The sequence below is a fragment of the Micromonospora sp. NPDC050495 genome, assembly GCF_040655175.1.
Classification (GTDB): Bacteria; Actinomycetota; Actinomycetes; order Mycobacteriales; family Micromonosporaceae; genus Micromonospora.
This window is the reverse complement of the sequence record NZ_JBFAJK010000040.1, coordinates 38870-61755: the sequence shown is the minus strand read 5'-3', so window position 1 is coordinate 61755 and position 22886 is coordinate 38870. Positions and strand designations below refer to the sequence as shown.

The following is a 22886-nucleotide window of genomic DNA, read 5'->3' as shown; positions in this document are numbered from 1 at the left end:
CATCCTGGCCCTGACCGCCGCCATCTGGCACAACCGAGCTACCGGCCAACCCGTCACCCGATCTTTGACCGCCTACGACCACTGATCAGGATTAGGACTTACTCGTCTAGGGGTCTGCTCAACGACGGCGTCATAGAGCTGTGGTGGGGCGGGCAGTGTGAGGTGATCCCGCGAACCGACCTGCTGCGGACGCTGACGGTCAAATTCATCGCGGCCAACGGCATGTCGTCCACCGGGACCTACCAGTTCCGGGTCACCTCGCCACCGCCCGAGGCGGGGCACTGGACCTTCGACGGTCACTACGACGACGACGAGACGCTGATGGAATACCCGCACGACCTGACCGAGCGAGGCACGGCCCCGACCTTCGTTCAGCGGCGGTGGACCGACCAGCCGTACCCGGAGGGCTATCAGGAGGCCAGTTTCGACGGCACCGGCCACCTCACCCCCTTGGTCGCGGGAGTGCCCTTCGCCACCGGCCCGATCTCCGGCACCGGGGTCCGCCGGAGCTTCGCCGTCGCGGCCTGGGTGCGCCCCACCGACCTGGCCGCCAACCGGACGGCGGTCTCCCAGTCGGGCGACAATCACAGCATGTACGAGCTGGGGTACCGCAAGGGGTCCGGTTACTGCTTCTCCATGTACGCGGCCGACACCACGACCACCGGCGGGACGCACGTGTGCGCCCCCGCTCCGGTGATCGCGGGCGAATGGGCGCACCTCGCCGCCGTCTATGACGGCACGGCGGGCACGATGACCCTGTACGTCCATCGCAAGGGCGCCGACGGGTTCATCGACGACTCCCGGACCGAGATCGCCACCGGAACCTTCACCACCGTCTGGGACGGCGCGCACACTTTCGCCGTGGGGGCCGTCCAGGGCGCGGATGCGTTGTCCATCACCAACTACTTCATCGGTGACATCGACGAGGTCTGGGCATACCAGCGGGCACCCGAGCTCTCGGAGATCGAGTTCCTCGCGGCGAACTGACGCCGACCGCGACCGGATCGACCGTACGAGCGCCGGGGGTGGCACCGCCACCCCCGGCGACCGCGGGACGGGACGGTGCGACGTCGGCCACCGGACCGGTCAGGGCTCCCGCATCCAGGTCTTCGGATCGGTCACGAAGACGCCCTTGCCCTGCTGGCGGCGGATCACCCGAAGGGCTTCGAGACGGGCGTAGGCCATCTGCACGGTGCCGTGGCTGACGGCGTAGCGATCGCGCAGCTCGGCGATCGAGGGCAGCTTGTCCCCCGGCTTCAGCCTCTTCGATCTGACATCGGCGATCACATCGTCGGCGATGCGCCAGTAATCCGGCACTTCTCGCATGGCACTCCTCGCGTGGCGACCCGATTCGATCACACCGCGACTCGCCTAACAAGCAGCGTTGACTCATCTGACATGTCTAGATATGTTGAGCCGGAGTCGCTCCTCGCGTGGCACCGAGTTCGGCTCACTCCCCGGTCGGGGCGGGTGCGCGCGCCCGTCCCGACCCACCCGAGCAGGCCCGGACCCCTGTCGCGGCCGGTCCGGCGCAGCGCGTTTCGACCTCCGACCTCCGGAAAGGACCGACGTGACCCAGGTGTATCGAGGCGGCCAGCCCTACGGCAGCGGCCTGCCCGCCCGGCTCACCGCGCACGAGGCGCGGATCCGCGTGTTCGACTCGCGCGGCCCGGGCGTCGACCCCGATCAGGTACGCGAGTTCCAGGCCCAGGTCGCGGACGAGCTGGCCGAGCTGCACCGGTGGATCCGCCGGCTCGGCGAGGAGAACGGGCGGCTGCGCCAGGCGCTGCGCGACTGGCAGACGATGCACGCCCGCGAGTGCCGACCACCGGACGAGAGCCACCGGTAACGGTGCGACCGCGAGGCGGAGACCTGCTGCGGATCGACGGCCGGGCCTCGGCGCAGTTCGCCGGCGAGCGGGCGGTGACCGTGCGGGTCGTCGCGGTCTGTCCCCGGCCGACGTACGCCGGCTGGGCCACCGCCCGGCGGCGATGAACGGCACCATGGCGGCGCCGACGCCCCGACCGGCACGCCGCGGTCAGGCCACGAGCAGGCGGAGCCCGAGTTCTGCCGCGTCGAGGGCGACGATGTCCCGGTTCCGCTCGGCCCAGCGGCCCGAGGCGAGGTCGGCGCGCAGGGTGCTGACCGCCCGCTCCTCGGCCTGCGGTCCGACCCGGGTCCAGACCGAGACCGCGCGGCGGACGTGGTCGTCCAGGTACGCCTCGGGCCGGCGCCAGTACGCCTCGAAGAAGCCGTCCGCGCAGTCCCACGGGACGAGCAGCGGTTCCGCGCGCCCGCCGATCGCCCGGGTCAGGTCGGCCAGCGACGGCCAGCCGACCAGGAGGTTCGCGAACTCGGGCAGGTAGTCGCGGGTGAGCCAGAACCGCTGACGCCAGCCGGTGTCGTCGGCGTCGTACGTGAACACCACCACTCGGCGGGCCACCCGGCGCATCTCGCGCAGCCCGGCGACCGGGTCGGGCCAGTGGTGCACGGTGCTGACCGCCATCGCGGCGTCGAAGGACTGGTCCTCGAACGGCAGGTGCTCCGCGGCGGCGGCCACGCACGGCGCGGCGCCCGCGGGACGCTGCGCCCGCATGACCGCCGACGGTTCCACCGCCGTGACGTCCCGGTCGGGTGGTTCGTAGGAGCCGGTGCCGGCGCCGACGTTCAGCACCGTCCGGGCGTCCCCGAGGGCCGCCCAGATCCGCGCGGCGATCCGTGGCTCGGTGCGCCGCGTCGCCGGGTAGGCGGATCCGATGGTGTCGTACAACTGCGCGCCGAACATCTTCAACTGCTCCTCCGGGGTCGTCCTGCGTCCCATTGCTCGTGCCTCCAGTTCCCGGTCGATCGCCGCCACCATGGCGGCGGCCCGGTCGCGCTGGTCCATCAGCAGGCCACGCAGCCGGCACAGGTGCGCGACCGCGTCGGTGGCCGGGTCGTCGACCAGATCCGCGATCTCCCGCAGCCCGAAGCCGAGCCGCCGGTAGGCGAGCACCTCCCGGAGCCGCTCCACGTCGGCCGCGGAGTAGGCCCGGTGCCCGGCCGCGGTCCGGGTGGACGGCACCAGGAGGCCGATCTGGTCATAGTGATGCAGCGTGCGGACGCTGACGGCGGCAAACTCCGCCACCCGCCCCACGGTCAGGTGCTCCTCCACCCGACCGACTATGGGACATGACGCCGCGTGAGGAGCAAGCCCACCGGCGCCGGTCGGCGGGTTCCCGGCACGGCCGCCGCGGTCCCGGGTGGCCGCCGGCGGCGTCCGCCCCCGGATCGTGCCGCCCGCGCGGCTGCCCTCCGTCGCGGGGCCGACTTGTTAGCGTGGGGCGGCGGAGCGCCGACGGGCGCCTTCGCACACCCCTCGCCCGACCGCACCCGGCACGCACCGCGCCGCCGGGGACGCGCGGCTGCTCGACGGAGAGGGGTGCGATGACCGGGACGTCCGGCGCCGACGACGGCTCCCGCGCTGCCGGGGCGGATGACCGCAGCCCGACCGGCGGCGGCGCGGTGAACGGCGCCAACCCGGCGGGCGGCCTGCCGGCGGCCGACCCCAGCCCGGCCGACGGGACCACCTCGGCGGCGGGGCCGTCCCGCGACCGGTGGCAACGGTGGCTGGCGCGTACCCGGCAATGGTGGGCGACGGCGCGGCAGGCGGCGGCGCGGATGTGGACGGCGGCCCGGCCCGTCCTGCGGCAGTTGCGCTGGCCGGACCAGGTGCCGGATCGCCCGGCGGTGACCCTGGTGGCGCGGCGGGTCGCCCCCGCGCTGCGCCTGCCGGCCCAGGGGCACGTCTACCACTTCGTGGTCCGCACCATGTTCACCTGGTCCTCCGACGACGCGCGGCCGGAACTGTTCGGCTGGTACGTCGACTACTTCCAGCCGCACGCGATGCACCGGCTGCGCCGGATCGCCGCCCGGTGCGCCGCGCCGTTCCCGCCGGACCGCCCCGGCGCGGTGGCCCGGGCGCTGGCGGCGGCGCTGACCGGCGAGAACGCGCTGCCCTGGGACTACACGTACGGGGACGTCACGCTCCGGTGCGAGCCGGACGTCTCCGTGCACCTGGACGAGCCGGTCCGCAAGCTCCTCCAGCCGTACTGGGACCAGCGCATCGCGCTGGAGTGGGAGCGTGACCTGCACCGGCGGCGGGCCGCGTACGCCGACGAGCACCCGCCCGGGCCGGCGCCGGGCGCCGACGCCGCGCCTGGCCGCGCCGAAGGGGCCGGCATGCCGGAGTCGCTGCGGGAGGAGCGCCCGCCGCGCCAGCGGGGCACCGGCTCGGACGCGGCGCCGCCGCGCCCGGGGCAGCAGCGCCGGCGCGGCCCTCGGCCGCACTCGGCGGTGGAGCAGTTCAACCTGCTCGATCCCCTGCTGCAACCGCCCGCCATGCCCCCGGCCGAGCCCGACCGGCCCGAGCCGGAGGATCCGGCGCGGGGCGACCGGGAGACCGGCCCGCCGACGCCCTGAGCGCCGGCGGCACCGGGCCGGCGGTCAGCAGTTGTTGGTGCTGGTCTGGTTGCGCTTGAGGTAGTCCGACCAGGTGACGCCCTGGACGACCGAGACGACCACGCTGCCGTCGTGGATCTGCTCGTAGTGCAGGTGCGGGCTGAGGTCGTACTTGGCCGAGGTGGCGCCGACCTTGCCGATGACGGTGCCCTGGTTCACCTTCGCGCCCTCGGCCACCAGGCGCTCGCTGAGGTGGGCGTAGCGGGTGCGCCAGCCGTCGCCGTGCCCGATGACGATGGTGTTGCCGTAGCCGGTGGTGGTCGAGTAGTACGACTCCAGGACGGTGCCGCCGGCGCTGGCCACCACCCGGCGGCCCAGGTCGTCGGGGTTGCCGTTCGCGTCGTAGTGGTTCCAGTCGATGGAGTGGGCCGGGCTGTGCCCGTTCCAGTTGTTGCCCTGCCAGGTCTGGCCGCACAGGAACGGCATCCGGAAGCCCGGCCGGGCCGCCTGCGCGGGCTGCACCCCGAGCAGCGCGCCGACGACGACGCCGACCGCGAGCAGTGCCACGAAGCGCCACCGGGTGGCGGTGAACGAGATGGACATCGGTCCCCCTCCGCACAGATCAACGATGTTTGTCGATGCTATGGCCCGCCGCCGTCCGGGTAAATACCTACGGAGGTGAATGCTCGGGCAAAGGTTTCCTACATGCCGTCCCGGCGGCATCGACGGCCGGCCGGTCCCCCGCGTCCCGGTACGGCAGAATCGGCGGGCGATGGACGCGGCGAGGATCCTCACCGCGCTCGCCGACCTGGCTCCGGCCGGCGCCGAGCGGAGCTTCGACGTGTCCGGCGCCGGCCGCCCGCTGATCTGGTTGCCCGAGCCCGACCGGGGGCCGCGCGGCGCCCGGCTGGACCGGCTCGCGGCGCTGGACGCGCTGCACCGCGACGAACGGATCCTGCGCCGGGGCCTGGCCTTCGTGGTCGGCGGGGCCGACCTCGACGGGAGCCGCCGGCGGGTCCGCGTGCCGCTGCTGGCCCAGCCGGTACGCCTGGACCGGACCCGCCGGGGCTACCGGGTGGTGCCGGCCGGCGACCTCGAGCTGACCTCGTTGATCGAGGACCGGGAGCTGGCCGCCCGGCTGGAGGCCGCCCCGGGGCTCGCCGGACCGGGCTGGCTCGGCGCACCCGGCACCGCGGCATGGCTCACCACCGCCGCCGAGGCGGCCGGACTGAAGGTGGAGTCGGTGCTGGCCCGGCCACCCCGCAGCATCGACGACGGCGTGCTGACCGGGGTCGCCGCCGCCGCGCTCTTCACCACCCGCGACCTTCTCGGTGGCCGGCTGCGCGACACCCTGCGCGGCTGGGCGACCCGCCCCGGGCTGGCCGGCACCGCGCTGCACCGGCTCTACCTGGGCGGGGCCGCCGACGACGCGCCGCCGGAGCCCCTGGCCGACGACGGCGAGGTGCTGTCACCGCTGCCGCTGAACACCGCCCAGCGGGACGTGGTGCGGCGGACCAGGACCCAGCCGGTGGTGGTCGTCTCGGGCGCGCCCGGCAACGGCAAGAGCCACGCCCTGGTCGCCGCCGCGCTGGACACCGTGGACCGGGGCGGCTCCGTGCTGGTGGCCACCCAGTCGGTGCACGCCGCCGACGTGCTCGGCGACCTGCTGCGTCGCCACCCCGGACCGACGCCGGTGCTGTTCGGCGACGCCGAGCGGCGGGAGGCGATCGCTGCCGACCTGGCCGGCGGCGCGGGCGCCGGGGTGGACGACGGCACGCTGCGGGCCGACGAGGCCGCCGTGTCCGCCGCCCGCGAGCGGGTCACCGCCGTGTCGGCGGGCCTGGTGGCCGCCCTCGACGAGGAACGCCTGGCCGCCACGCTGCCCGGCTGGCAGCCGCTGCTGCCCGCGCTGAGCCGGGACGCGCCGGGCGTGTTCGACCCGGACACCGACCTGGCGGCGGTCCGGGCCGCGTTGGCCGCCGCCACCCGGGCCGGCGACGGCTGGTGGCGGCGCTGGCGGCGAACGCGTGCCGGACAGCGGCTGCACCGGCTGGTGGGGGCCGTCGACACACCGGTGGACCGGGTGCGGGCCGCGGTGGAGGCGGCGACCGCGGTGCGGGCGGCGGCCCGGCTGGCCGCCACCGGCGGCACCGACCTGACGGCCGCCTGGCGGAGCCTGGCCGAGGCGGACGCCGTGCTGGCCGAGGCCGTCGGCACGGCGATGCGGCACCGCTCGGCCGGCGCCCGGCGGTGGACGGACGCGGCGCGGCGGGCCACCAGCGGGCTCGGCGCCGCGCTGCGCGCCGGCCGGAACCGCCGCCGCGAGCTGCTCGCCGGGCTGGACGCCGAGGCGCTGGTGCGGGCGCTGCCGCTGTGGGTGGGCACGGTCACCGACGTGGAGGACCTGCTGCCCCCGGTGGCCGGCATGTTCGACCTGGTGGTGCTGGACGAGGCGGCGCACATCGACCAGCTCCGGGCCGCACCGGTGCTGGCCCGGGCGCGGCGCGCGCTGGTGGCCGGCGATCCCCGCCAGCTCCGGTTCGTGTCGTTCGTGGCCGACGTGGACGTCACCAGCACGCTGCGCCGGCACGGCCTGGACCGGTTCGGCGACCGGCTCGACGTGCGCCGGTCGAGCGCCTTCGACGTGGCGGCCGGGGCCGCGCCGGTCAGCTGGCTCGGCGAGCACCACCGGTCCGTGCCGCACCTGATCCAGTTCTGCGCCCGCCGCTTCTACCAGGACCGGTTGGAGCTGGTGACCCGGCACCCGCGCAACGAGCGGGCCGACGTCATCGACGTGCTGACCGTCGCCGACGCCACGGTCGTCGACGGGGTCAACCAGGCCGAGGTCGCCGCCGCCCTGGACGTGGTGCGGCGGCTCGCCGCCGTACCGCCGGCCGGCGGGATCGCGGTGGTCAGCCCGTTCCGGGCCCAGGCCGACGCGCTGGAGGCGGCGCTGCTGGGCGCCTTCGACGTCGACGAGATCGAACGCCTCGGCCTGCGTTCGGGCACCGTGCACGCGTTCCAGGGCAGCGAGGCGGACGCGGTGGTCGCCTCGCTGGGGCTGGTGGACGACGACCCGCCGGCGCGGCACCGGTTCGTGGCCGAGCCCAACCTGTTCAACGTGCTGGTCACCCGGGCCCGCGCGCACCTGACCGTGGTCACCTCGCTGCGCGCGCCGAGCGGGCTGGTCGGCGACTACCTGGCGTACGCGGACCGGCCGCCGACGGGCCCGGACCCGGATCCGGCCACGGGCTGGACGGCGGCGCTGGCCCAGGAGCTGCGCCGGCTCGGGGTGCCGGTGCGGCCCGGCTATCCGGTGGGCCGGTGGCGGGTGGACCTCTGCGTGGGCGCGGCCGAGGTCGCGGTGGGGGTGCTCTGCGCGGTGCACCCGGACGGCGGAGCCGCACACGTGGAGCGGCAGCGGACGCTGACCCGGGCCGGCTGGCGCCTGCACGACGCGTTCGCCAGTCGCTGGGCCGATGATCCGATCCGGGCCGCCCTCGACCTGGTGTCCCGGTTCGACCTGGCCTGATCGGCTCAGGCCAGCGGCACCTTGTCCGGCTGCGGCTGGCGGGCGCGCAGGAAGGCGCCCAGTCCGGTGGCGTCCTCGCTGGCCAGGAACGCGCCGCGGGCGTTGAGCAGCGCCTCGTCGGCGTGCGCCAGGCAGCCCCACACGGTGTCGCCCCAGGTGTCGGCGAGCTTCACCTCGGCCGGTTCCGGGCAGGCCTCGCCGCGCGGGCCGCCGATCTGGCACCGGGTCGGCGCGCCGCCGCGCCGGCTGAGGGTGGCGGCGGCCTCCCGGATCAGCGAGAAGCGGGCCTGCTCGCCGGTCTCCGGCCCGGCGGACTGCCCGGGCGCGGGCCGGCGCCGGCCGAAGAGCACGGTGTTGCCGTCCGGGTCGATGGTGCGGCACTCGCCACCGGGGGCGTGCTCGGGGTGACCGACCCGCTCGACGGGGTAGCCGGCGTCGGTGAGGCGCTGCGCGGTGGCGGCGAGGTCGTCGACGTAGAGGTAGATGAGCAGTGGCAGCTCCACGGTGACCAGGCGCGGGCGTACCGCGGCCAGCAGCAGGGCCAGCTCGCCGCAGCGCAGGTGGCACCAGCGGGCGTCGCCGTCGCCGCCGGCGCGCTCCTGGGTGTAGCCGAAGGCCTGGTAGAAGCGCCGGGACGCGTCCGCGTCCGACACGTACAGCACCGGCACCTGGGCCCGCACTCCGTCACGCACCGCGCCACTGTATCCACCTCGGACCTGCGAATCACGTCTTGGAGATCAGGTATTTTTCGGGTAGAACGTCGGTCGCACCCGTTCGTTACCCTCACCACCCATGACGGTGATCACCCCGGTCCGCGCCCGGCTCGTTGACGGCCGGCTGCAGGTGTACGACCTCGCCGACCCGGCCGTGACCGGCCGGCTCTCCCCCGCCGCCGAATTCGACCTCGGCGACGCCGACGGCCGGATCGAGGGCTGGGCGGTCACCCGCGACCTGCGCCGGCTGGTCTACGCGACGACCGACGACGTGCGGTGTGTCGACCCCGACGGCCGTCCGCTCTGGCGGCTGGACTTCGGTCCGCGGCCGGAGCAGCGGATCGTCAACGCCCGGGTCTCCTGCGCGTTCTCCGCCGACGAGCGGCTGCTGTGGGTGTACCGGCCGGACGCGATGGCCATGCGCGACAAGCTGGACCGTTGGCTGGTGCTCGACGCGGCGACCGGCGCCCTGCGGGCCGAGGCCGAGCTGCTCAGCGTCGGCCACGGCGGGGAGCACTTCGTCGAGCCGGACGGCGAGCACATGCTGCTCGACGTCGGCGAGGGGCAGGACGGCTCGCGGGTGTTCCGGGGCCGCCTGACGGAGACCGGCATCGAGCTGCGCGACGACCTCTGGGACGACGACCGGACGGTGATCGGCTTCGCGCCCGACGGGCGGCACGTGATGACCGTGCACCACGAGCAGGAGGACGCCGCCTTCCACACCTGGCCGGACGGGGCGGTGACGGCCCGGGTCCCGCTGGCCGCCTTCGGCCACGAGTGGGGCGATGCCGTCGTCGAGTGGGCCGGCGGCTACCTCGACGGGGACACCGCGGTCGTCGCGGTCGCCGGCGAGGACGAGGAGACCGAGGAGGAGTGGTACCAGCACCACCTGGTCGACGTCCATACCGGACAGCTCCGGGGCGCGTTCCCGGCGGCGGAGACCCGGCACGCGTACGACCTGGAACCGCTCGGCGACGGGACCTGGCTGCGGACCGACGACGACGGCCGACTCTGGCGCCACCGGTACGACGGCGCCTGACGGGGCGGGCGGCGGCGGGCCGGTGCGGGCCGGTGCGGGCCGCGCTCAGGCGGCGAGGGACGCGTACCGGCCGTTGCGGCCCAGCAGGGTGTCGTGGCTGCCCGACTCGACGATCCGGCCGTGGTCCAGCACGGCGATCCGGTCGGCGTGGCGGACCGTGGAGAGGCGGTGCGCGATGGTCACCACGGTACGGCCCCGGGCCAGCTCGTCGAGGGCCCGCTGCACGGCGCGTTCGGTCTCGGTGTCCAGCGCGCTGGTCGCCTCGTCGAGCACCAGGATCCGCGGGTCGCGCAGCAGGGTCCGGGCGATGGCCAGGCGCTGCTTCTCGCCGCCGGAGAAGCGGTGGCCGCGGGAGCCGACGACCGTGTCGTACCCGTCGGGGAGCGCGGCGATCAGGTCGTGGATCCGGGCGGCCCGCGCGGCGGCCTCGATCTCGGCGTCGGTGGCGTCCGGGCGGGCGTACCGCAGGTTGTCGCGCACCGTGGCGTGCAGCAGGTAGGTCTCCTGGCTGACCACGCCGACGATCGCGGCCAGGTCGACCAGGCGCAGGTCGCGCAGGTCGACGCCGTCCACCGTGATCCGGCCGGCGTCGGGGTCGTGCAGCCGGCTGATCAGGGCGGCCAGGGTGCTCTTGCCGGAGCCGGTCTCCCCCACCAGGGCCAGGCTGGTGCCGGCGGGCACGTCCAGGTTGACCCCGGCCAGCGCGGCGGTGTCGCTGCCCGGGTAGCTGAAGGTGACGTTCTCCAGGCGCAGGTGGCCGCGGACCCGCGCCGGGTCGACGGCCACCGGCCGGGCCGGGTCGGCCAACTCGACGGGCAGGTCGAGGTATTCGAAGATCCGGGCGAACAGGGCCAGCGAGGCGGTCAGCGTCACGCCCACGTTGAGCAGGCCCATCAGCGGGCGGAACAGGTTGCCCTGGAGGGCGGTGAAGGCGACCAGGGTGCCGATGGTCAGGGTGCCGGCGGTGCCGGGCAGGCCCGCGCCCAGGTAGATGACGGCGGGGATGGCCGCGAAGATCACCGACATCGAGGCCATCCGCCACCGGCCGGCCAGCTCCGAGCGGAGTTCCAGGTCGACCAGGCGGGCCGAGGAGGCGGTGAACCGGTCGACCAGGGCAGCGCCGGTGCCGAGGGTCTTGGCCAGCTGCACGCCGCTGATCGACAGGCCCTCCTCGATGATGACGTTGAGGTCGGCCAGCTCGCGCTGCCGACGGGCGGTGATCTCCCGGCGCAGCCGGGCGACCCGGCGGGTCAGCCAGATGGCCGGCGGCAGCACGACCACCGACACCAGGGTGAGCCGCCAGCTCAGCGCCACCATGGCGATGACGGTGGCGACCACGGTGGTGAGGTTGGCGGCGATCGAGGTGGCGGTGGAGGTGACCACCGCCTGCATGCCGCCGATGTCGTTGGTGATCCGGGACTGCACCTCGCCGGTGCGGGTGCGCACGAAGAAGCCGATCGACTGGCGCTGGAGGTGGGCGAAGACGTCGGTGCGCAGCCGGTGCATCACCTCCTGGCCCACCCGGGTGGAGATCCAGGTCTGCGCGACGCCGAGCACCGCGGTGACCCCGGCCACCCCGACCATGCCCGCGACCAGCCAGGCCAGCAGGGTCAGGTCGCGCTCCGGCAGGGCCCGGTCGATCACGGTACGGAGCAGGAACGGCGTCGCCATGGCGAGGATCGACGACGCCACGATGATCGCCACCACGGCGGTGAGCGGGCCGCGGTGGGCGGTGAAGAGGCCACCGATACGGCGCAGTGAGACCTCGCGGGCCTGCGCCTTCTCGGCGGGGGTCACGGTGCTCCGGCCGCCGCCGCGGCCGTCTCGGAATCCGTCCAAGGAGTGCTCTCTCTCGTCGGGGAACAATGCTGAGGCTACCTCATCATGAGGGAACAACAGCATGTGCTGCTACCGTATTCCGGTGAGCGGCAGCATTCCGCTGAGCGGCGGCGACGAGGAGAGCCTGGCCGAGACGTTCTGGGCGGTGGCCCGGCGGCTACGCCACCAGGCCAAGCGCACCCTCGAACCGTGGGAGATCAACCCGGGCCAGGCCCGGGCGCTCGGCGTGCTGCTGCGGCACGGCCCGGTGCGGCTCAGCGTCCTCGCCGAGCACCTGGGCATCGCGCCCCGCTCGGCCACCGAGGTGGTCGACGGCCTCGAGGAGCGCGGCCTCGTGGCGCGCCGGCCCGACCCCGCCGACCGGCGGGCCACCCTGGTCGGACCCACCGCCGAGGGCACCCGGGTGGGCCGGGCCATCCGCGCCGCCCGGGCCGCCGAGGCGGAACGCGTCTTCGGCGGCCTCAGCGACAGCGACCGCGCCGACCTCGCCCGCATCCTGCGTACGCTGCGCGACTGACCACCGGCGCCGGCCGGCTCACAGCGCCGCGTCGAGCGCCACCTCGCCCGGGGCGTCCAGGCGCACCACGGCCGTACGGCCCGCGGCGCCCACCTCGTAGGCGCCCAGGAACCCACGGAACCGCACGCGGCCCTGCGCGTCGGTGACCAGCGTGGTCGGTGGCAGCCACCAGTCGCCCTTGATCAGCCCGTGCAGCGCCTCGTAGGAGGGTTTGCGGCTGCCGTCGGCGCGCAGGAAGCCGCCCGGCGCGCCCAACCAGCCCCCGTCACTGATCCCCCAGTAGGTGACCGCCTGCACGGACGGGTGCGACAGCAGGGTCCGGTAGTGCCGGACGATCTCGTCGGCCTGGCGCTGCTCACCCTCGGGCGTCGTCGGCCAGTCCGGGATCTGGTAGTCGTTCAGGTCGACGATCTCCGGCGGCATCAGGTGACCGGAGACGATCGTGGTCTCGGTGAAGTGGATCGGCAGCCCGTAGCGGGCGAACCGGTCCAGAATGCCCAGCGTCTTCTCCTCGCCCCAGTAGCCCTGGTGCATGTGGCTCTGCAGGCCCAGCGCGTCGATCCGCACGCCGGCCGCCAGCACCCCCTCGATCAGGCACTCGTACGCGGCCGACATGTCGAAGTCGTTGAGCAGCAGCGTGGCGTGCGGGTTCGCGGCCCGGGCGGCGTCGAACACCATCCGGACCAGCGGGATGCGGCCGAGTTCGCGGCAGAGGCGGGTGATCCCGTTGTCGTCCCGATCGAAGATCGGCATGATGACGACCTCGTTGATCACGTCCCACGCGTCGATCACCCCGGCGAAGTCGGTGACCTCGCGGGTGATCCGGTCCCGCTGGAGCCGGGCGATCTCCTCGGTCGGCAGCTCGCGCAGCCAGTCGGCGGTCACCGTGTGCCAGGCCAGCGGGTGGCCCTTGACCGGGCAGCCGCGGTCGACGAACCAGCGGGCCGTGGCCAGCAGGCGGCGGGTGTCCGGCCGGCCGCGCTCGGGCTCGAAGCGTCCCCAGTAGAACGGCAGCGTGGCCACGTTGAACAGCTCGAACCACTCCGCCGCGAGCGCCTCGTCCCGCGCGGTGCCGGCGCCGTTGGCGAGGTCGACGAACTCGAAGCCGGTGCAGCCGAACCGGAAGCTGTGCTCGCGCTGCGCGACCGTCACCTCCTGGCCGGCCAGCGGCCGGCCGTCGCGGGTCACGGTCACGGTCGCCTCGGCGGTGCGGTGTTCCATCGGTCCTCCCCGGGGTGAGCCGGACGCCCCGGTGCCGGGCATCCGGATCACAGGTTAGGGCCCGGGGTACGCCAGCAGGTCCCGGGAGCGGCGCAGGAACGCCCGCTCGGCGGCGTTGCCGGTGCGCTCGATCGCCGCGTCGTACGCGGCCACCGCCTCGGCCGGCCGGTCGAGGCGGCGCAGCAGGTCCGCGCGGACGGCGTGCCGGACGTGGTAGTCCGCCAGGTCCAGCCGGTCGACCTCGGCGAGCGCGACGGCCGGCCCGGCCACCTCGGCCAGCGCGACGGCCCGGTTCAGCGCCACCACCGGTCCGGGGGCGTGCGCCATCAACTGGTCGTAGAGGGCGAGGATCTGCCGCCAGTCGGTCTCCGCCACGGTCGCCGCGTCGGCGTGCACCGCGTTGATCGCGGCCTGGATCTGGTACGGACCGGGCCGGTCCCAGCGCAGGCAGCGTCGCACCAGCGCCTGCCCCTCGGCGATCAGCGCGCGGTCCCAGCGGCGGCGGTCCTGCGCGCCCAGCGGCACCAGCGCGCCGTCCGGCCCGGTCCGGGCGTCCCGTCGCGCCTCGGCCAGCAGCATCAGCGCGAGCAGCCCGAGCGCCTCCGGCTCGTCCGGCATCAACTCGACGAGCAGCCGGCCCAGCCGGATCGCCTCGGCGCACAGGTCGGCGCGGGTCAGCCGCTGCCCCGCGCTGGCGGTGTGCCCCTCGTTGAAGACCAGGTAGAGCACGGCCAGCACGGCGCGCAGCCGGTCGGGCAGGTCGGCGCCGCGGGGCACCCGGTACGGGATGCCCGCGTCGCGGATCTTCGCCTTGGCCCGGACCAGGCGCTGCGCCATGGTCGGCTCGGGCACCAGGAAGGCCCGGGCGATCTCGGCGGTGCTCAGCCCGCCGAGCAGGCGCAGGGTCAGCGCGACCCGGGCGGCCGGACCGAGCGCCGGGTGGCAGCAGGTGAAGATCAGCCGGAGCCGGTCGTCGCGCACGGGTCCCTCCTCGATGGGCGGATCGGGGGCGCGCAGCCGGGCGGCCTCGGCGTGCCGATCCGCGCGGGACGCCTCCCGGCGCAGCCGGTCGATCGCCCGGTTCCGGGCGGTGGTGATGATCCAGCCGGCCGGGCTGGGCGGTGGGCCGGCGGCGGCCCACCGGTCGGCCGCCGTGGCGAACGCGTCCTGGACCGCCTCCTCGGCGAGGTCGAGGTCGCCGAGCAGGCGGACCAGGACGGCCACCGCCCGGCCGTACTCCGCGCGGAAGACCCGCTCGACGTCGGCCGGGCCGGTCATGCCCCGCTCTGGAACGGGCGCACCTCGATCGGCAGCGTGGTGGCCAGCGCGTACCGGCGGCCCCAGTCGAGCGCGGCGTCCAGGTCGGGGGCGGTGATGATGGTGACGCCGCCCAGGTACTCCTTGCCCTCGGCGAACGGGCCGTCGGTGACCAGCACGTCGTCACCCTCCGCCCGCAGCACCGTGGCGGTCTGCGGGGCGTGCAGGCCGTTGCCGAACACCCAGCAGCCGGCCTCCCGCAGCTCCCGGCCGATGGCGTCCACCTCGCGCATCACCCCGGCCAGGAACTCCGGATCCGGCGCCGCCGCGCCGGCCGGCTGGTACATGCTGATCAGGTACTGCTTCATCCGCTCCTCCTCGTGGCCCGGGGCGGCCCGGCCGCCCCTCCACCCTCCATACGAACGGCGCGGACCGGTTTCGACACGCCGGCCGGAGCGGATTCCGCCGCCGGACCGGGCGACCCTCAAGACAGAGAAAAATTTCCATGCCTCTATTGAAAAGTTTCTCCAGTCTGTGACCTAATACTGACAGTTCCTTTCGTCACACTCCCCACACCCCCAGGGAGGAAAGATGCACCGTCCCCTGCGAACGGCGCTGCGTACGGCCGCCACGGCCCTGCTCGCCACCGCTACCCTCGCCGCCTCGGCCCTCGTCGGCGCGACTCCCGCCAGCGCCGCGCCGGCCGGCCTGCCCGGCATGGACGTCTCCAGCTACCAGGGCAACGTGAACTGGTCGGCCGCCTGGAACAACGGCGCCCGGTTCGCGTACGTGAAGGCGACCGAGGGCACCTACTACACCAACCCGTACTTCGCCCAGCAGTACGTCGGCTCGTACAACGTCGGCATGATCCGCGGGTCGTACCACTTCGCCCGGCCGGACACCACCAGCGGCGCCACCCAGGCGAACTACTTCGTCGACCACGGCGGCGGCTGGTCCAAGGACGGCAAGACCCTGCCCGGCGCGCTGGACATCGAGTACAACCCGTACGGCTCGACCTGCTACGGGCTGAGCCAGGCGTCGATGCGCAGCTGGATCGCCTCGTTCGTCAACCAGTACTACGCGCGCACCGGCCGGTGGGCCACCATCTACACCACCACCGACTGGTGGAGCACCTGCACCGGCAACACCTCGCAGTTCTCCGCGAACAACCCGCTGTGGATCGCGCGCTACTCCAGCAGCGTCGGCACCCTCCCGGCCGGCTGGCCGACGTACTCCTTCTGGCAGTGGTCGTCCTCCGGCGTCTTCCCCGGCGACCAGAACGTCTGGAACGGAAGCTGGGACCGGCTCAAGGTGATGGCCTGCAACGGACCCTGCTGACCCGCTCCGGGGGCGGGCCCGCTCCGTCGGCTCGGGCGTGGGGACGCACGCCCGGCCCGGAGCGACCGCCCGCCACCGGCGCCGTCCGTCCCCGACGAGGAGGCCCCGATGTCCGTTCCCCTGCCCCGGCGGGCCGTGCTGCGCGGCGCCGTCCTGCTCGGTGCCGCCGCCGGCGCCACCGCGCTGACCCAGTTCGACGCCGGCCGCGACGCGCGCGCCGCCGCCACCCGGATCGACCAGCCGACCATCGCCAACTGCGCGACCTGGGGCGCCCGTCCCCCGTCGTCGGCGGTGAGCATCGTGCAGAGCCGGCCCAACAAGATCATCATTCATCACACGGCGTTCCCGAACACCACCGACTACAGCCTCGCGCAGGCCTACCGGAACTCGCGCGACATCCAGAACCTGCACATGGACACCAACGGCTGGCTCGACACCGGGCAGCACTTCACCAACAGCCGCGGCGGCTACCTCACCGAGGGCCGGCACGGCAGCCTGTACGCGCTGCTGCACGGGCAGACCATGGTGCAGGGCGCGCACTGCGTGGGCCAGAACAGCCAGGCCATCGGGATCGAGAACGACGGCATCTACCTGGACGTGCAGCCACCGCAGGCGCTCTGGAACAGCCTGGTGTGGTTCTGCGCGTTCACCTGCCAGCAGTACGGCATCCCGCCGACCGAGATCTACGGGCACAAGGACTTCAACAACACCCAGTGCCCGGGGCTGCTGCACGACCGGCTGCCGGAGTTGCGCAGCACCGTCGCCGCCCGCCTCGGCGGCTGACCGGCGTCTCGCGGGACGCCCGGCCCCGCCGGGCGTCCCGCCACCCGGCCCACTCGACCCGCCACCGCTCGACCCGCCACCACCCGCGCCGCACCCCCTCGTGCGGCGCGCCCTCACGCGGCGCGCCCTCACGCGGCGCGCCCTCACGCGGCGCGCCCTCACGCGGCGCGCCCTCACGCGGTGCGCCTGCCTGCGGTGCGCTCTGATGCAGTGCTCGCTTATATAAGCTGGGTCTGATAGAAAGAGGCCGTGCACGCCTTCGACGTCCTCGGCGACCCGGTGCGGCGCCGGATCCTGGAGCTGCTCGCCGACGGCGAGCAGCCCGCGGGCGCGCTCGGGGCCACCATCCAGCGGGAGTTCGGCATCAGCCAACCGGCCGTGTCGCAACACCTCAAGGTGCTACGGGAGCACGGCTTCGCCAGCGTGCGCGCCGCCGGCACCCGCCGGCTCTACGCCGTGGAGCCGGGCCCGCTGCGGGAGATGGACGAGTGGCTGGCCGGCTTCCGGCGGTTCTGGACGCCCCCGCTGGCGGCGCTCGCCACGGAACTGGCCCGAGGCCGGCGCGAACGGCGGCTGCGCGAGGACACTTCCGACGAGAGGACAACACCATGACCGACACGACCGGGCAGATCAGCGCCGTCGAGCGCACCGTCGGCAGCCGGACGCTGCCCGCCGGGCAGGCCCGGGTGCTCACCATCAGCCAGACCTACGACGCGCCGCTGGCCGACGTCTGGGACGCCTGCACCACGGCCGAGCGGATCCCCCGCTGGTTCCTGCCCGTCTCCGGCGAGCTGAAGGTCGGCGGGCGCTACCAGCTGGAGGGGAACGCCGGCGGCACGATCGAGCGGTGCGACCCGCCGCACAGCTTCGCCGCCACCTGGGAGTACGGCGGCGAGGTGAGCGGGATCGAGGTGCGGCTCACCGAGGCCGGCGCCGGGCGTACCCGGTTCGAGCTGGAGCACGTGGCGCACGTCGACGACCAGCGCTGGGCCGAGTTCGGGCCGGGCGCGGTCGGGGTCGGCTGGGACATGGGACTGCTCGGCCTCGCCTCCCACCTCGCCGCCGACGGCAGCGGGGTCACCCCCGACCAGGCCGCCGAGTGGATGGGCTCCGACGACGCGCGCCGTTTTATCGTCCTGAGCAGCCAGCGCTGGTGCGAGGCGAGCGTGGCCGCCGGCACCCCGGCCGAGGAGGCCCGGGCGGCAGCCGACCGGACCACCGCGGCGTACACCGGCGCCCCGGCCTCCTGACGCGGCCGGCGCGCGGTCCCGACGGCCACGACGAACGGCGGCCAGCGGCGTGCAGCGAGCGGCGGCGGATGGCGGACGGCGCAGCGGGCAGCGGGCAGCGGGCAGCGGGCAGCGGGCAGCGAGCGTTGCGGCGGGCGGCGGCGAGCCCCGACGGCGGCGGGCGGCGGGCGGCGGGCGGCGAAAACACGGGGGCGGGGTGTCGGTGCCGTCCGGCACACTGTCGATCGTGCCGATCCGATCCGTCGCCGAACTGCTCGCCGCCGTCGAGTCCGGCCAGCAGCCGCGTTGCCTGTATTTCTGGGGGCACCGCCCGCAGCGCGACGGCAGCGTCGGCGCCGGCTGCCTGAGCCAGTGGTGGCCGGCGCCGTTCACCGTGGACGGCCGGACCTACGCCACCGCCGAGCACTGGATGATGTGGCACAAAGCCACCCTGTTCGGCGACGACGCCATCGCCGGGCGGGTGCTCGCGGCCGACCATCCGGCGCGGGCCAAGGCGCTGGGCCGGCAGGTGCCCGGCTTCGACGAGGCCACCTGGGCGGCCTGCCGCTACGACATGGTGGTGGCCGGCAGCGTGGCGAAGTTCGGCCAGCACGAGGAGCTGCGCCGTTACCTGCTCGGCACCGGTGACCGGGTGCTGGTGGAGGCCAGCCCGCTGGACCGGATCTGGGGCATCGGCCTGGCCGCCTGTGATCCGCGTACCGCCGATCCGGCGAGCTGGCGGGGCGACAACCTGCTCGGTTTCGCGCTGATGGCGGCGCGCGCCACCCTCCGCGCCGCCCCGCGGGACGCGACAGCTGAGCACCGACCGGGTGCCCGCGCCTGATCACGGCCCGGCGCCCGGTGCCGGTCCCGACCGGCGGCCCGGCGCCGGCGCCCGACCGGCGGCCCGGCGGCCGGGTTCGACGCCTGACGGACGGCCGTCGGGCGGGTAACGTGCTGCGGCGTGACCGCTGCACCCTTCTCGCACTGCTCGTACTGCGGCTCGGCCTACCCGGCCGACGCCGGCTGGCCACGGCTCTGCGCGATCTGCGGGGAGACGGTCTGGCGCAATCCGCTGCCCGTCGCGGTGGCGGTGCTGCCGGTCCGTACGCCGGCGGGCCTTGGCGTGGTGGTGGTCCGCCGCGACATCGAGCCGGCCCGCGGCCAGCTTGCCCTCCCCGGGGGCTTCATCGAGTACGGCGAGGAGTGGTCCGCGGCGCTGGTCCGGGAGCTGCGCGAGGAGACCGGGCTGCTGGCCGAGGCCGACGAGGCCCAGCTGTTCGCGGTGCACGGGGCGCCGGCCGGCGGCACCATGATGGTCTTCGGGGTGCTGCCCGAGCGGCCGGTCGGGGACCTGCCGCCGTCCGCCCCGACCGAGGAGGCCACCGAGTGGCTGGTCCTCACCGAGCCGGTCGAGCTGGCCTTCTCCACGCACACCCGGGTGCTGGCCGACTTCCTCGCCGGCCAACGCCCGGTCTGAGCCACCCGCGCCGGGCCGCCCGCTCCGCCCCGGCGTCGCGGGATCGGCGGCGACGAACACGCCGGGCGTCGCGGCGCCCAGCCGCGCACGACACCCCGACATGCCGCAAACCGGGGCGTCCGCCACGCCCCACACCCCAACATGCCGCAAACCGGGGCGTCTGCGGGCGTGACATGCGGCTCACCGTTCCGGCCGATCGGGCTCGACTCGCCGGGGAGCGCCGCGGCGCGCCCCCGTCCGTCCGGCCGACAACCCACCCTGACCTGCGACGGATCGACCGTTACCGGCACTGTTGAATGGGGTCGGCAACGTCGCCGAGCCGGAGGTCAGTCGTGTCCCGTACCCCGCCGCCCCAGGAAGCCGGGCACGACGCCCGCCGCAGCCGGCAGTGGCTGGCCGGCGAGGCGCACGGCGCCGGCGTCGACCGCGACGGGCTGCTGGAGGTGGGCGCCGCGATGGCCGCCCTCACCGCCGCCGCGGCGGAACGCGAACCGGTCGCGGTGGCCGCCGCGCCGGTCGGCGTCGACCCCGGTACGCCGATCCGCAAGCCGCTCCGGCCCGACCTGCTGCGCCCGCTGGACACCAACGCGGAGATGCACTGGACGGCGCTGGCCGGACAGGAGTACGTGGTGCCCAACGACCGCTTCTTCGTGCGCAACCACACGGTGACGCCCCGCCTGGACCCGGACGCCTGGCGGCTGCGCCTGTTCGGCACCGGGCTGCGCGGCGCGCCCTCCCGCGACACCCCGGTCGAGTTCGGCCTCGACGACCTGCGCCGGCTGCCCGCCGAGGAGAGCGCCGCGCTGCTGGAGTGCGCCGGCAACGGCCGGCGCTTCTTCGCCGACCAGCAGGACGAGCCCGCGCCGGGCGTGGCCTGGGACCTGGGCGGCGTCGGGGTGGCCCGCTGGCGGGGCGTCCGGCTGGGCACGGTGCTCCGGCTGGCCGGCCTGACCGGGGACGCGGTCGACGTGATGCCGGAAGGGCTGGACCCGGACTACGTGACCGGTGGGATCAACCTCGGCCGGGTACGCCGGCCGCTGCCGATCGCCAAGGCCCTCGACGACGTGCTGCTGGCGTACGAGATGAACGGCGAGCCGCTCCCCGCCGACCACGGCTTCCCGGTGCGCGTGGTGGTGCCCGGCTGGATCGGTATCTCCTCGATCAAGTGGGTAGGCCCGGTGGAGGTCTCCGCCACCCCGCTCTTCTCCCCGTGGAACACCCAGTTCTACCGGATGTTCGGGCCCGGGCAGCCGGCCGGTGGTGGGACGCTGGCCACCCAGTCGATCAAGAGCGCCTTCGAGCTGGCCTGGGATGCCCGGGTCACCGCCGGGGAGGAGGTGCTGCTGCGCGGCCGCTCCTGGTCCGGGGCCGGACCGATCGACCGGGTGGAGGTGGACACCGGGGACGGCTGGCGCCCGGCCGACCTGGTCGCCGCCGACCGGGGTGGACCGTGGCAGCGGTGGAGCGTTCGGTGGCGCCCGCCGGCGCCCGGCCGGTGGGTCCTGCGCGCCCGCGCCACCGACGTGACCGGCGCCGTCCAGCCCGACCGCGCCGCCCCCAACGACCTCGGCTACCTCTTCGACGGGGTGGTGCGCCACCCGGTCACCGCCGGCTGACCCGGCCGCCCGCCGGCGCTGGACCGGCGGTGCCCGTGGCCGGGGCGCGCGCGGGGCCGGTCAGGCGGTGAGGTAGCGCGGCAGGACGGTGTCGGTGAGCCAGACGCCGTTGTCGCTGCGGAAGAAGAGGTGCCCGGCGCCGGCCATCGCGGCGGCGTCGATGGTGAGCACCACCACCGCGCCGCCACGGCGGGCGCCGACCCGGCGGGCCGTCGCCACGTCCGGCGAGAGGTGTACGTGGTGGCGGCGGCCCCGGTGCAGCCCTTCGGCGCGGATCGCGGGCAGCACGCTCTCGCTGGTGCCGTGGTAGAGCCGGTCGGGCGGGACGGCCGGGGCCAGCCCCAGCTCGACCGGGACGGAGTGGCCCTGGCTGGCCCGGATCCGGTCGACGCCGTCCGCGCCACGGATCACCGCGAAGCGCTGCTTGTCGTTGCCGGCGACCACGGCGTCCAGCTCGGCCCGGCCGATCCGCAGCGCCGCGAGGAGGTCGGCGACCGGTACCCAGCCGGCCCGGTCGAGCACCAGCCCGAACCGGTCCGGCCGGTGCCGCAGGGCCAGGGACATCCGTTTGCTCACCCGGACCAGGTCACGATGATCCACACCGTCAGTGTGGCGGACGGCCGGCGCGCGGTCGACCGGGTTCAGCGGACGGCGCCGGAGCCTCGGCCGACCGTCAGCCCGGACGCGTCCACCACCTCGAAGTCGCTGCCCCGCAGGCCGCCGAGGGCGTGCAGCGCGTCGTTGTCCCAGCGCCGGTCCGGCGTGCCGGAGAGGTACCAGGCCGACCCGTGGTCGGCGACGATCAGCCCGTACCGGCGCATCGCCTCGGCGACGATGCGCGCCTGCCGGGGCAGCCGGGACAGGTCCACCGAGGGCTTGAGCCGCAGCCGCTGGCCGAGCTGGGGCAGGTTCGGGTCGGTCGCCGAGGAGGCGGAGTGGGTGGCCGGCCAGGTCCAGCCGGTGCGGGTACGCGGCACGGTCACCCGGATGGCGTGGTCGACGCGGCCCGCGGCCACCTCGTCGTAGCGGACCAGACCGGCCAGGATGGCGAGCCCGGAGGCGTCCGCCGAGGTCCACCCGGCCGGTCGCAACCGGTTCGACCGGAGGTCGAAGACCGCGCCCGAGCCGGCCCGCCAGCCACCCCCGGCCGGACGCGCGTCGAACAACTCGTACGCCCGGCAGGCCGCCCGGTCCCAGACGATCACGTGCCGGTCACCGGTCGCGTCCGGCCCGCCCTCGACCGCCGCGTTCGCCGGCACCGGGTAGGGGCCCGGGTCGCTCTCGTCGGCGTACGTGAAGGCGACCGGGACCCGTCGCTGCCCGGCGGGCACCACGGTGACCGGGATGCCGATCGGCGCGCCCTGCCAGGTGCCGGAGCCGAAGTCGGCGTGCACCGCCGCCCCGGATCCGATCGCGTTGACCATGGCCGCGGAGCGCGGGTGCACCGGCAGCCGGGACACGTCGGCGTGCCAGACGTTGTCCGCCGGGAAGACGGTGCAGGCCCGGACGGCCGGGCTGGGCCGGGCGCCGAGGCCGCTGCGGGCCGCCGGCGCGGCGGCGGACGCCGGCGACACCGGGGTGGCGGTGGCGACCGACGCGGTGGCGGCGGGTGTGGTGGCGGCCGGCGCGGGCGCGGCGGTGGAGGGGGCCGGGCCCGAGCAGCCGGCGGCGAGGAGCGCGAGCGCGGCGGCGGCGACGCTGGCGCGACGGGCGGGCGGGGTGGCCATTCCGGGCATCCTGCCGCAGGTCCGGCCGCAGCGTCCAGCACCGGCACCGACCGCCGGCACCCCCACCGCCGGCACCCCCACCGCCCGGCACCTCCACCGCCCGGCGCCCCAGCACCCGGCACCCCCACCGCCGGCGCCCCACCACCCGGCACCCC

The 22886-nt window shown here is 75.1% G+C and carries 24 protein-coding genes; 14 read left to right on the top strand and 10 right to left on the bottom strand.

Features of this window, described 5'->3' with window-relative positions; all coding sequences use genetic code 11:
* Nucleotides 1–162 precede the first annotated feature (162 nt).
* The gene (locus AB0I11_RS27620) at nucleotides 163–987 is read left to right on the top strand and encodes a LamG domain-containing protein (protein WP_357326658.1); all 825 of its coding nucleotides are present in this window, start codon (nucleotides 163–165) and stop codon (nucleotides 985–987) included.
* Between the two features lie 99 nt (nucleotides 988–1086).
* On the opposite strand, the gene AB0I11_RS27615 is transcribed toward AB0I11_RS27620, so the two are convergent.
* Entirely contained in the window at nucleotides 1087–1326 is a 240-nt protein-coding gene (locus AB0I11_RS27615; protein ID WP_357326655.1) for a winged helix-turn-helix domain-containing protein, read from the bottom strand.
* A 244-nt stretch (nucleotides 1327–1570) separates the two neighbouring features.
* On the opposite strand from AB0I11_RS27615, the gene AB0I11_RS27610 reads away from it, so the two are divergent.
* Both AB0I11_RS27610 and AB0I11_RS27605 read left to right on the top strand, forming a co-directional pair.
* The gene (locus AB0I11_RS27610; RefSeq protein WP_357326652.1) at nucleotides 1571–1849 is read left to right on the top strand and encodes a cell division protein DivIVA; all 279 of its coding nucleotides are present in this window, start codon (nucleotides 1571–1573) and stop codon (nucleotides 1847–1849) included.
* A 2-nt stretch (nucleotides 1850–1851) separates the two neighbouring features.
* Complete coding sequence (locus tag AB0I11_RS27605) at nucleotides 1852–1995, top strand: hypothetical protein (RefSeq protein WP_357326649.1); 144 nt, start codon at nucleotides 1852–1854, stop codon at nucleotides 1993–1995.
* A 43-nt stretch (nucleotides 1996–2038) separates the two neighbouring features.
* Here AB0I11_RS27605 and AB0I11_RS27600 read toward each other — a convergent pair whose 3' ends face one another.
* The gene (locus tag AB0I11_RS27600) at nucleotides 2039–3154 is read right to left on the bottom strand and encodes a MerR family transcriptional regulator (protein WP_357326646.1); all 1116 of its coding nucleotides are present in this window, start codon (nucleotides 3152–3154) and stop codon (nucleotides 2039–2041) included.
* A gap of 272 nt (nucleotides 3155–3426) precedes the next feature.
* Between AB0I11_RS27600 and AB0I11_RS27595 the strand changes: the two genes are divergently transcribed.
* Complete coding sequence (locus tag AB0I11_RS27595) at nucleotides 3427–4461, top strand: hypothetical protein (protein ID WP_357326643.1); 1035 nt, start codon at nucleotides 3427–3429, stop codon at nucleotides 4459–4461.
* 24 nt (nucleotides 4462–4485) lie between these two features.
* On the opposite strand, the gene AB0I11_RS27590 is transcribed toward AB0I11_RS27595, so the two are convergent.
* Complete coding sequence (locus tag AB0I11_RS27590; RefSeq protein ID WP_357326640.1) at nucleotides 4486–5043, bottom strand: M23 family metallopeptidase; 558 nt, start codon at nucleotides 5041–5043, stop codon at nucleotides 4486–4488.
* Between the two features lie 169 nt (nucleotides 5044–5212).
* Between AB0I11_RS27590 and AB0I11_RS27585 the strand changes: the two genes are divergently transcribed.
* Nucleotides 5213–7972: an AAA domain-containing protein gene (locus AB0I11_RS27585; RefSeq protein WP_357326637.1), complete on the top strand. Its 2760-nt coding sequence runs from the start codon at nucleotides 5213–5215 to the stop codon at nucleotides 7970–7972.
* Between the two features lie 5 nt (nucleotides 7973–7977).
* Here AB0I11_RS27585 and AB0I11_RS27580 read toward each other — a convergent pair whose 3' ends face one another.
* Entirely contained in the window at nucleotides 7978–8664 is a 687-nt protein-coding gene (locus AB0I11_RS27580) for a VOC family protein (RefSeq protein ID WP_357326634.1), read from the bottom strand.
* A gap of 100 nt (nucleotides 8665–8764) precedes the next feature.
* On the opposite strand from AB0I11_RS27580, the gene AB0I11_RS27575 reads away from it, so the two are divergent.
* The gene (locus tag AB0I11_RS27575) at nucleotides 8765–9724 is read left to right on the top strand and encodes a hypothetical protein (protein WP_357326631.1); all 960 of its coding nucleotides are present in this window, start codon (nucleotides 8765–8767) and stop codon (nucleotides 9722–9724) included.
* Nucleotides 9725–9769: 45 nt separating this feature from the next.
* Here AB0I11_RS27575 and AB0I11_RS27570 read toward each other — a convergent pair whose 3' ends face one another.
* Nucleotides 9770–11521, bottom strand: coding sequence for an ABC transporter ATP-binding protein (locus AB0I11_RS27570; RefSeq protein WP_357326628.1), 1752 nt, complete (start codon nucleotides 11519–11521; stop codon nucleotides 9770–9772).
* Between the two features lie 103 nt (nucleotides 11522–11624).
* On the opposite strand from AB0I11_RS27570, the gene AB0I11_RS27565 reads away from it, so the two are divergent.
* Nucleotides 11625–12080, top strand: coding sequence for a MarR family winged helix-turn-helix transcriptional regulator (locus tag AB0I11_RS27565; RefSeq protein WP_357326625.1), 456 nt, complete (start codon nucleotides 11625–11627; stop codon nucleotides 12078–12080).
* 18 nt (nucleotides 12081–12098) lie between these two features.
* Here the strand turns inward: AB0I11_RS27565 and AB0I11_RS27560 are convergent, their stop codons facing one another.
* The 3 genes from AB0I11_RS27560 to AB0I11_RS27550 are packed head-to-tail and all read right to left on the bottom strand — an operon-like array spanning nucleotide 12099 to nucleotide 14926.
* Nucleotides 12099–13301 (bottom strand): endo-1,4-beta-xylanase, encoded by a 1203-nt coding sequence (locus AB0I11_RS27560; RefSeq protein ID WP_357326620.1) that lies wholly within the window; start codon nucleotides 13299–13301, stop codon nucleotides 12099–12101.
* 54 nt (nucleotides 13302–13355) lie between these two features.
* Nucleotides 13356–14579 carry a sigma-70 family RNA polymerase sigma factor gene (locus tag AB0I11_RS27555; protein ID WP_357326617.1) on the bottom strand — a complete coding sequence of 408 codons (1224 nt, stop codon included), beginning with the start codon at nucleotides 14577–14579 and terminating at the stop codon, nucleotides 13356–13358.
* Nucleotides 14576–14926, bottom strand: coding sequence for a YciI family protein (locus AB0I11_RS27550; RefSeq protein ID WP_357326614.1), 351 nt, complete (start codon nucleotides 14924–14926; stop codon nucleotides 14576–14578). The genes AB0I11_RS27555 and AB0I11_RS27550 overlap by 4 nt, the downstream gene beginning before the upstream one ends.
* A gap of 223 nt (nucleotides 14927–15149) precedes the next feature.
* Between AB0I11_RS27550 and AB0I11_RS27545 the strand changes: the two genes are divergently transcribed.
* The 7 genes from AB0I11_RS27545 to AB0I11_RS27515 all read left to right on the top strand — a co-directional run bounded on the left by AB0I11_RS27545 (nucleotide 15150) and on the right by AB0I11_RS27515 (nucleotide 21004).
* On the top strand, nucleotides 15150–15896 hold the full coding sequence (locus AB0I11_RS27545) for a lysozyme (protein ID WP_357326611.1): 747 nt from the start codon (nucleotides 15150–15152) through the stop codon (nucleotides 15894–15896).
* Between the two features lie 108 nt (nucleotides 15897–16004).
* A complete protein-coding gene (locus tag AB0I11_RS27540) occupies nucleotides 16005–16679 on the top strand; it encodes a peptidoglycan recognition family protein (RefSeq protein ID WP_357326608.1) in 675 nt (224 codons plus the stop codon).
* 249 nt (nucleotides 16680–16928) lie between these two features.
* Nucleotides 16929–17291, top strand: a complete 363-nt coding sequence (locus AB0I11_RS27535) for a metalloregulator ArsR/SmtB family transcription factor (protein ID WP_357326605.1) — start codon at nucleotides 16929–16931, stop codon at nucleotides 17289–17291.
* Nucleotides 17288–17929: an SRPBCC family protein gene (locus AB0I11_RS27530; RefSeq protein WP_357326602.1), complete on the top strand. Its 642-nt coding sequence runs from the start codon at nucleotides 17288–17290 to the stop codon at nucleotides 17927–17929. The genes AB0I11_RS27535 and AB0I11_RS27530 overlap by 4 nt, the downstream gene beginning before the upstream one ends.
* A gap of 223 nt (nucleotides 17930–18152) precedes the next feature.
* Complete coding sequence (locus AB0I11_RS27525; RefSeq protein ID WP_357326676.1) at nucleotides 18153–18752, top strand: NADAR family protein; 600 nt, start codon at nucleotides 18153–18155, stop codon at nucleotides 18750–18752.
* A 120-nt stretch (nucleotides 18753–18872) separates the two neighbouring features.
* Nucleotides 18873–19388, top strand: a complete 516-nt coding sequence (locus AB0I11_RS27520; protein ID WP_357326600.1) for an NUDIX domain-containing protein — start codon at nucleotides 18873–18875, stop codon at nucleotides 19386–19388.
* Nucleotides 19389–19720: 332 nt separating this feature from the next.
* A complete protein-coding gene (locus AB0I11_RS27515; protein ID WP_357326597.1) occupies nucleotides 19721–21004 on the top strand; it encodes a sulfite oxidase in 1284 nt (427 codons plus the stop codon).
* A gap of 60 nt (nucleotides 21005–21064) precedes the next feature.
* Here AB0I11_RS27515 and AB0I11_RS27510 read toward each other — a convergent pair whose 3' ends face one another.
* Both AB0I11_RS27510 and AB0I11_RS27505 read right to left on the bottom strand, forming a co-directional pair.
* Entirely contained in the window at nucleotides 21065–21604 is a 540-nt protein-coding gene (locus AB0I11_RS27510; RefSeq protein ID WP_357326594.1) for an RNA 2'-phosphotransferase, read from the bottom strand.
* A gap of 41 nt (nucleotides 21605–21645) precedes the next feature.
* Nucleotides 21646–22731, bottom strand: coding sequence for a hypothetical protein (locus AB0I11_RS27505; RefSeq protein ID WP_357326591.1), 1086 nt, complete (start codon nucleotides 22729–22731; stop codon nucleotides 21646–21648).
* Nucleotides 22732–22886: the final 155 nt, after the last annotated feature.

Excerpts from the sequence above, each read along its gene's own strand:
- AB0I11_RS27615 (WP_357326655.1), bottom strand. The coding sequence starts at position 1,326 with ATGCGAGAAGTGCCGGATTACTGGCGCATCGCCGACGATGTGATCGCC.
- AB0I11_RS27595 (WP_357326643.1), top strand. The coding sequence starts at position 3,427 with ATGACCGGGACGTCCGGCGCCGACGACGGCTCCCGCGCTGCCGGGGCG.
- AB0I11_RS27590 (WP_357326640.1), bottom strand. The coding sequence starts at position 5,043 with ATGTCCATCTCGTTCACCGCCACCCGGTGGCGCTTCGTGGCACTGCTC.
- AB0I11_RS27585 (WP_357326637.1), top strand. The coding sequence starts at position 5,213 with ATGGACGCGGCGAGGATCCTCACCGCGCTCGCCGACCTGGCTCCGGCC.
- AB0I11_RS27575 (WP_357326631.1), top strand. The coding sequence starts at position 8,765 with ATGACGGTGATCACCCCGGTCCGCGCCCGGCTCGTTGACGGCCGGCTG.
- AB0I11_RS27565 (WP_357326625.1), top strand. The coding sequence starts at position 11,625 with ATGTGCTGCTACCGTATTCCGGTGAGCGGCAGCATTCCGCTGAGCGGC.
- AB0I11_RS27560 (WP_357326620.1), bottom strand. The coding sequence starts at position 13,301 with ATGGAACACCGCACCGCCGAGGCGACCGTGACCGTGACCCGCGACGGC.
- AB0I11_RS27555 (WP_357326617.1), bottom strand. The coding sequence starts at position 14,579 with ATGACCGGCCCGGCCGACGTCGAGCGGGTCTTCCGCGCGGAGTACGGC.
- AB0I11_RS27550 (WP_357326614.1), bottom strand. The coding sequence starts at position 14,926 with ATGAAGCAGTACCTGATCAGCATGTACCAGCCGGCCGGCGCGGCGGCG.
- AB0I11_RS27545 (WP_357326611.1), top strand. The coding sequence starts at position 15,150 with ATGCACCGTCCCCTGCGAACGGCGCTGCGTACGGCCGCCACGGCCCTG.
- AB0I11_RS27540 (WP_357326608.1), top strand. The coding sequence starts at position 16,005 with ATGTCCGTTCCCCTGCCCCGGCGGGCCGTGCTGCGCGGCGCCGTCCTG.
- AB0I11_RS27530 (WP_357326602.1), top strand. The coding sequence starts at position 17,288 with ATGACCGACACGACCGGGCAGATCAGCGCCGTCGAGCGCACCGTCGGC.
- AB0I11_RS27505 (WP_357326591.1), bottom strand. The coding sequence starts at position 22,731 with ATGGCCACCCCGCCCGCCCGTCGCGCCAGCGTCGCCGCCGCCGCGCTC.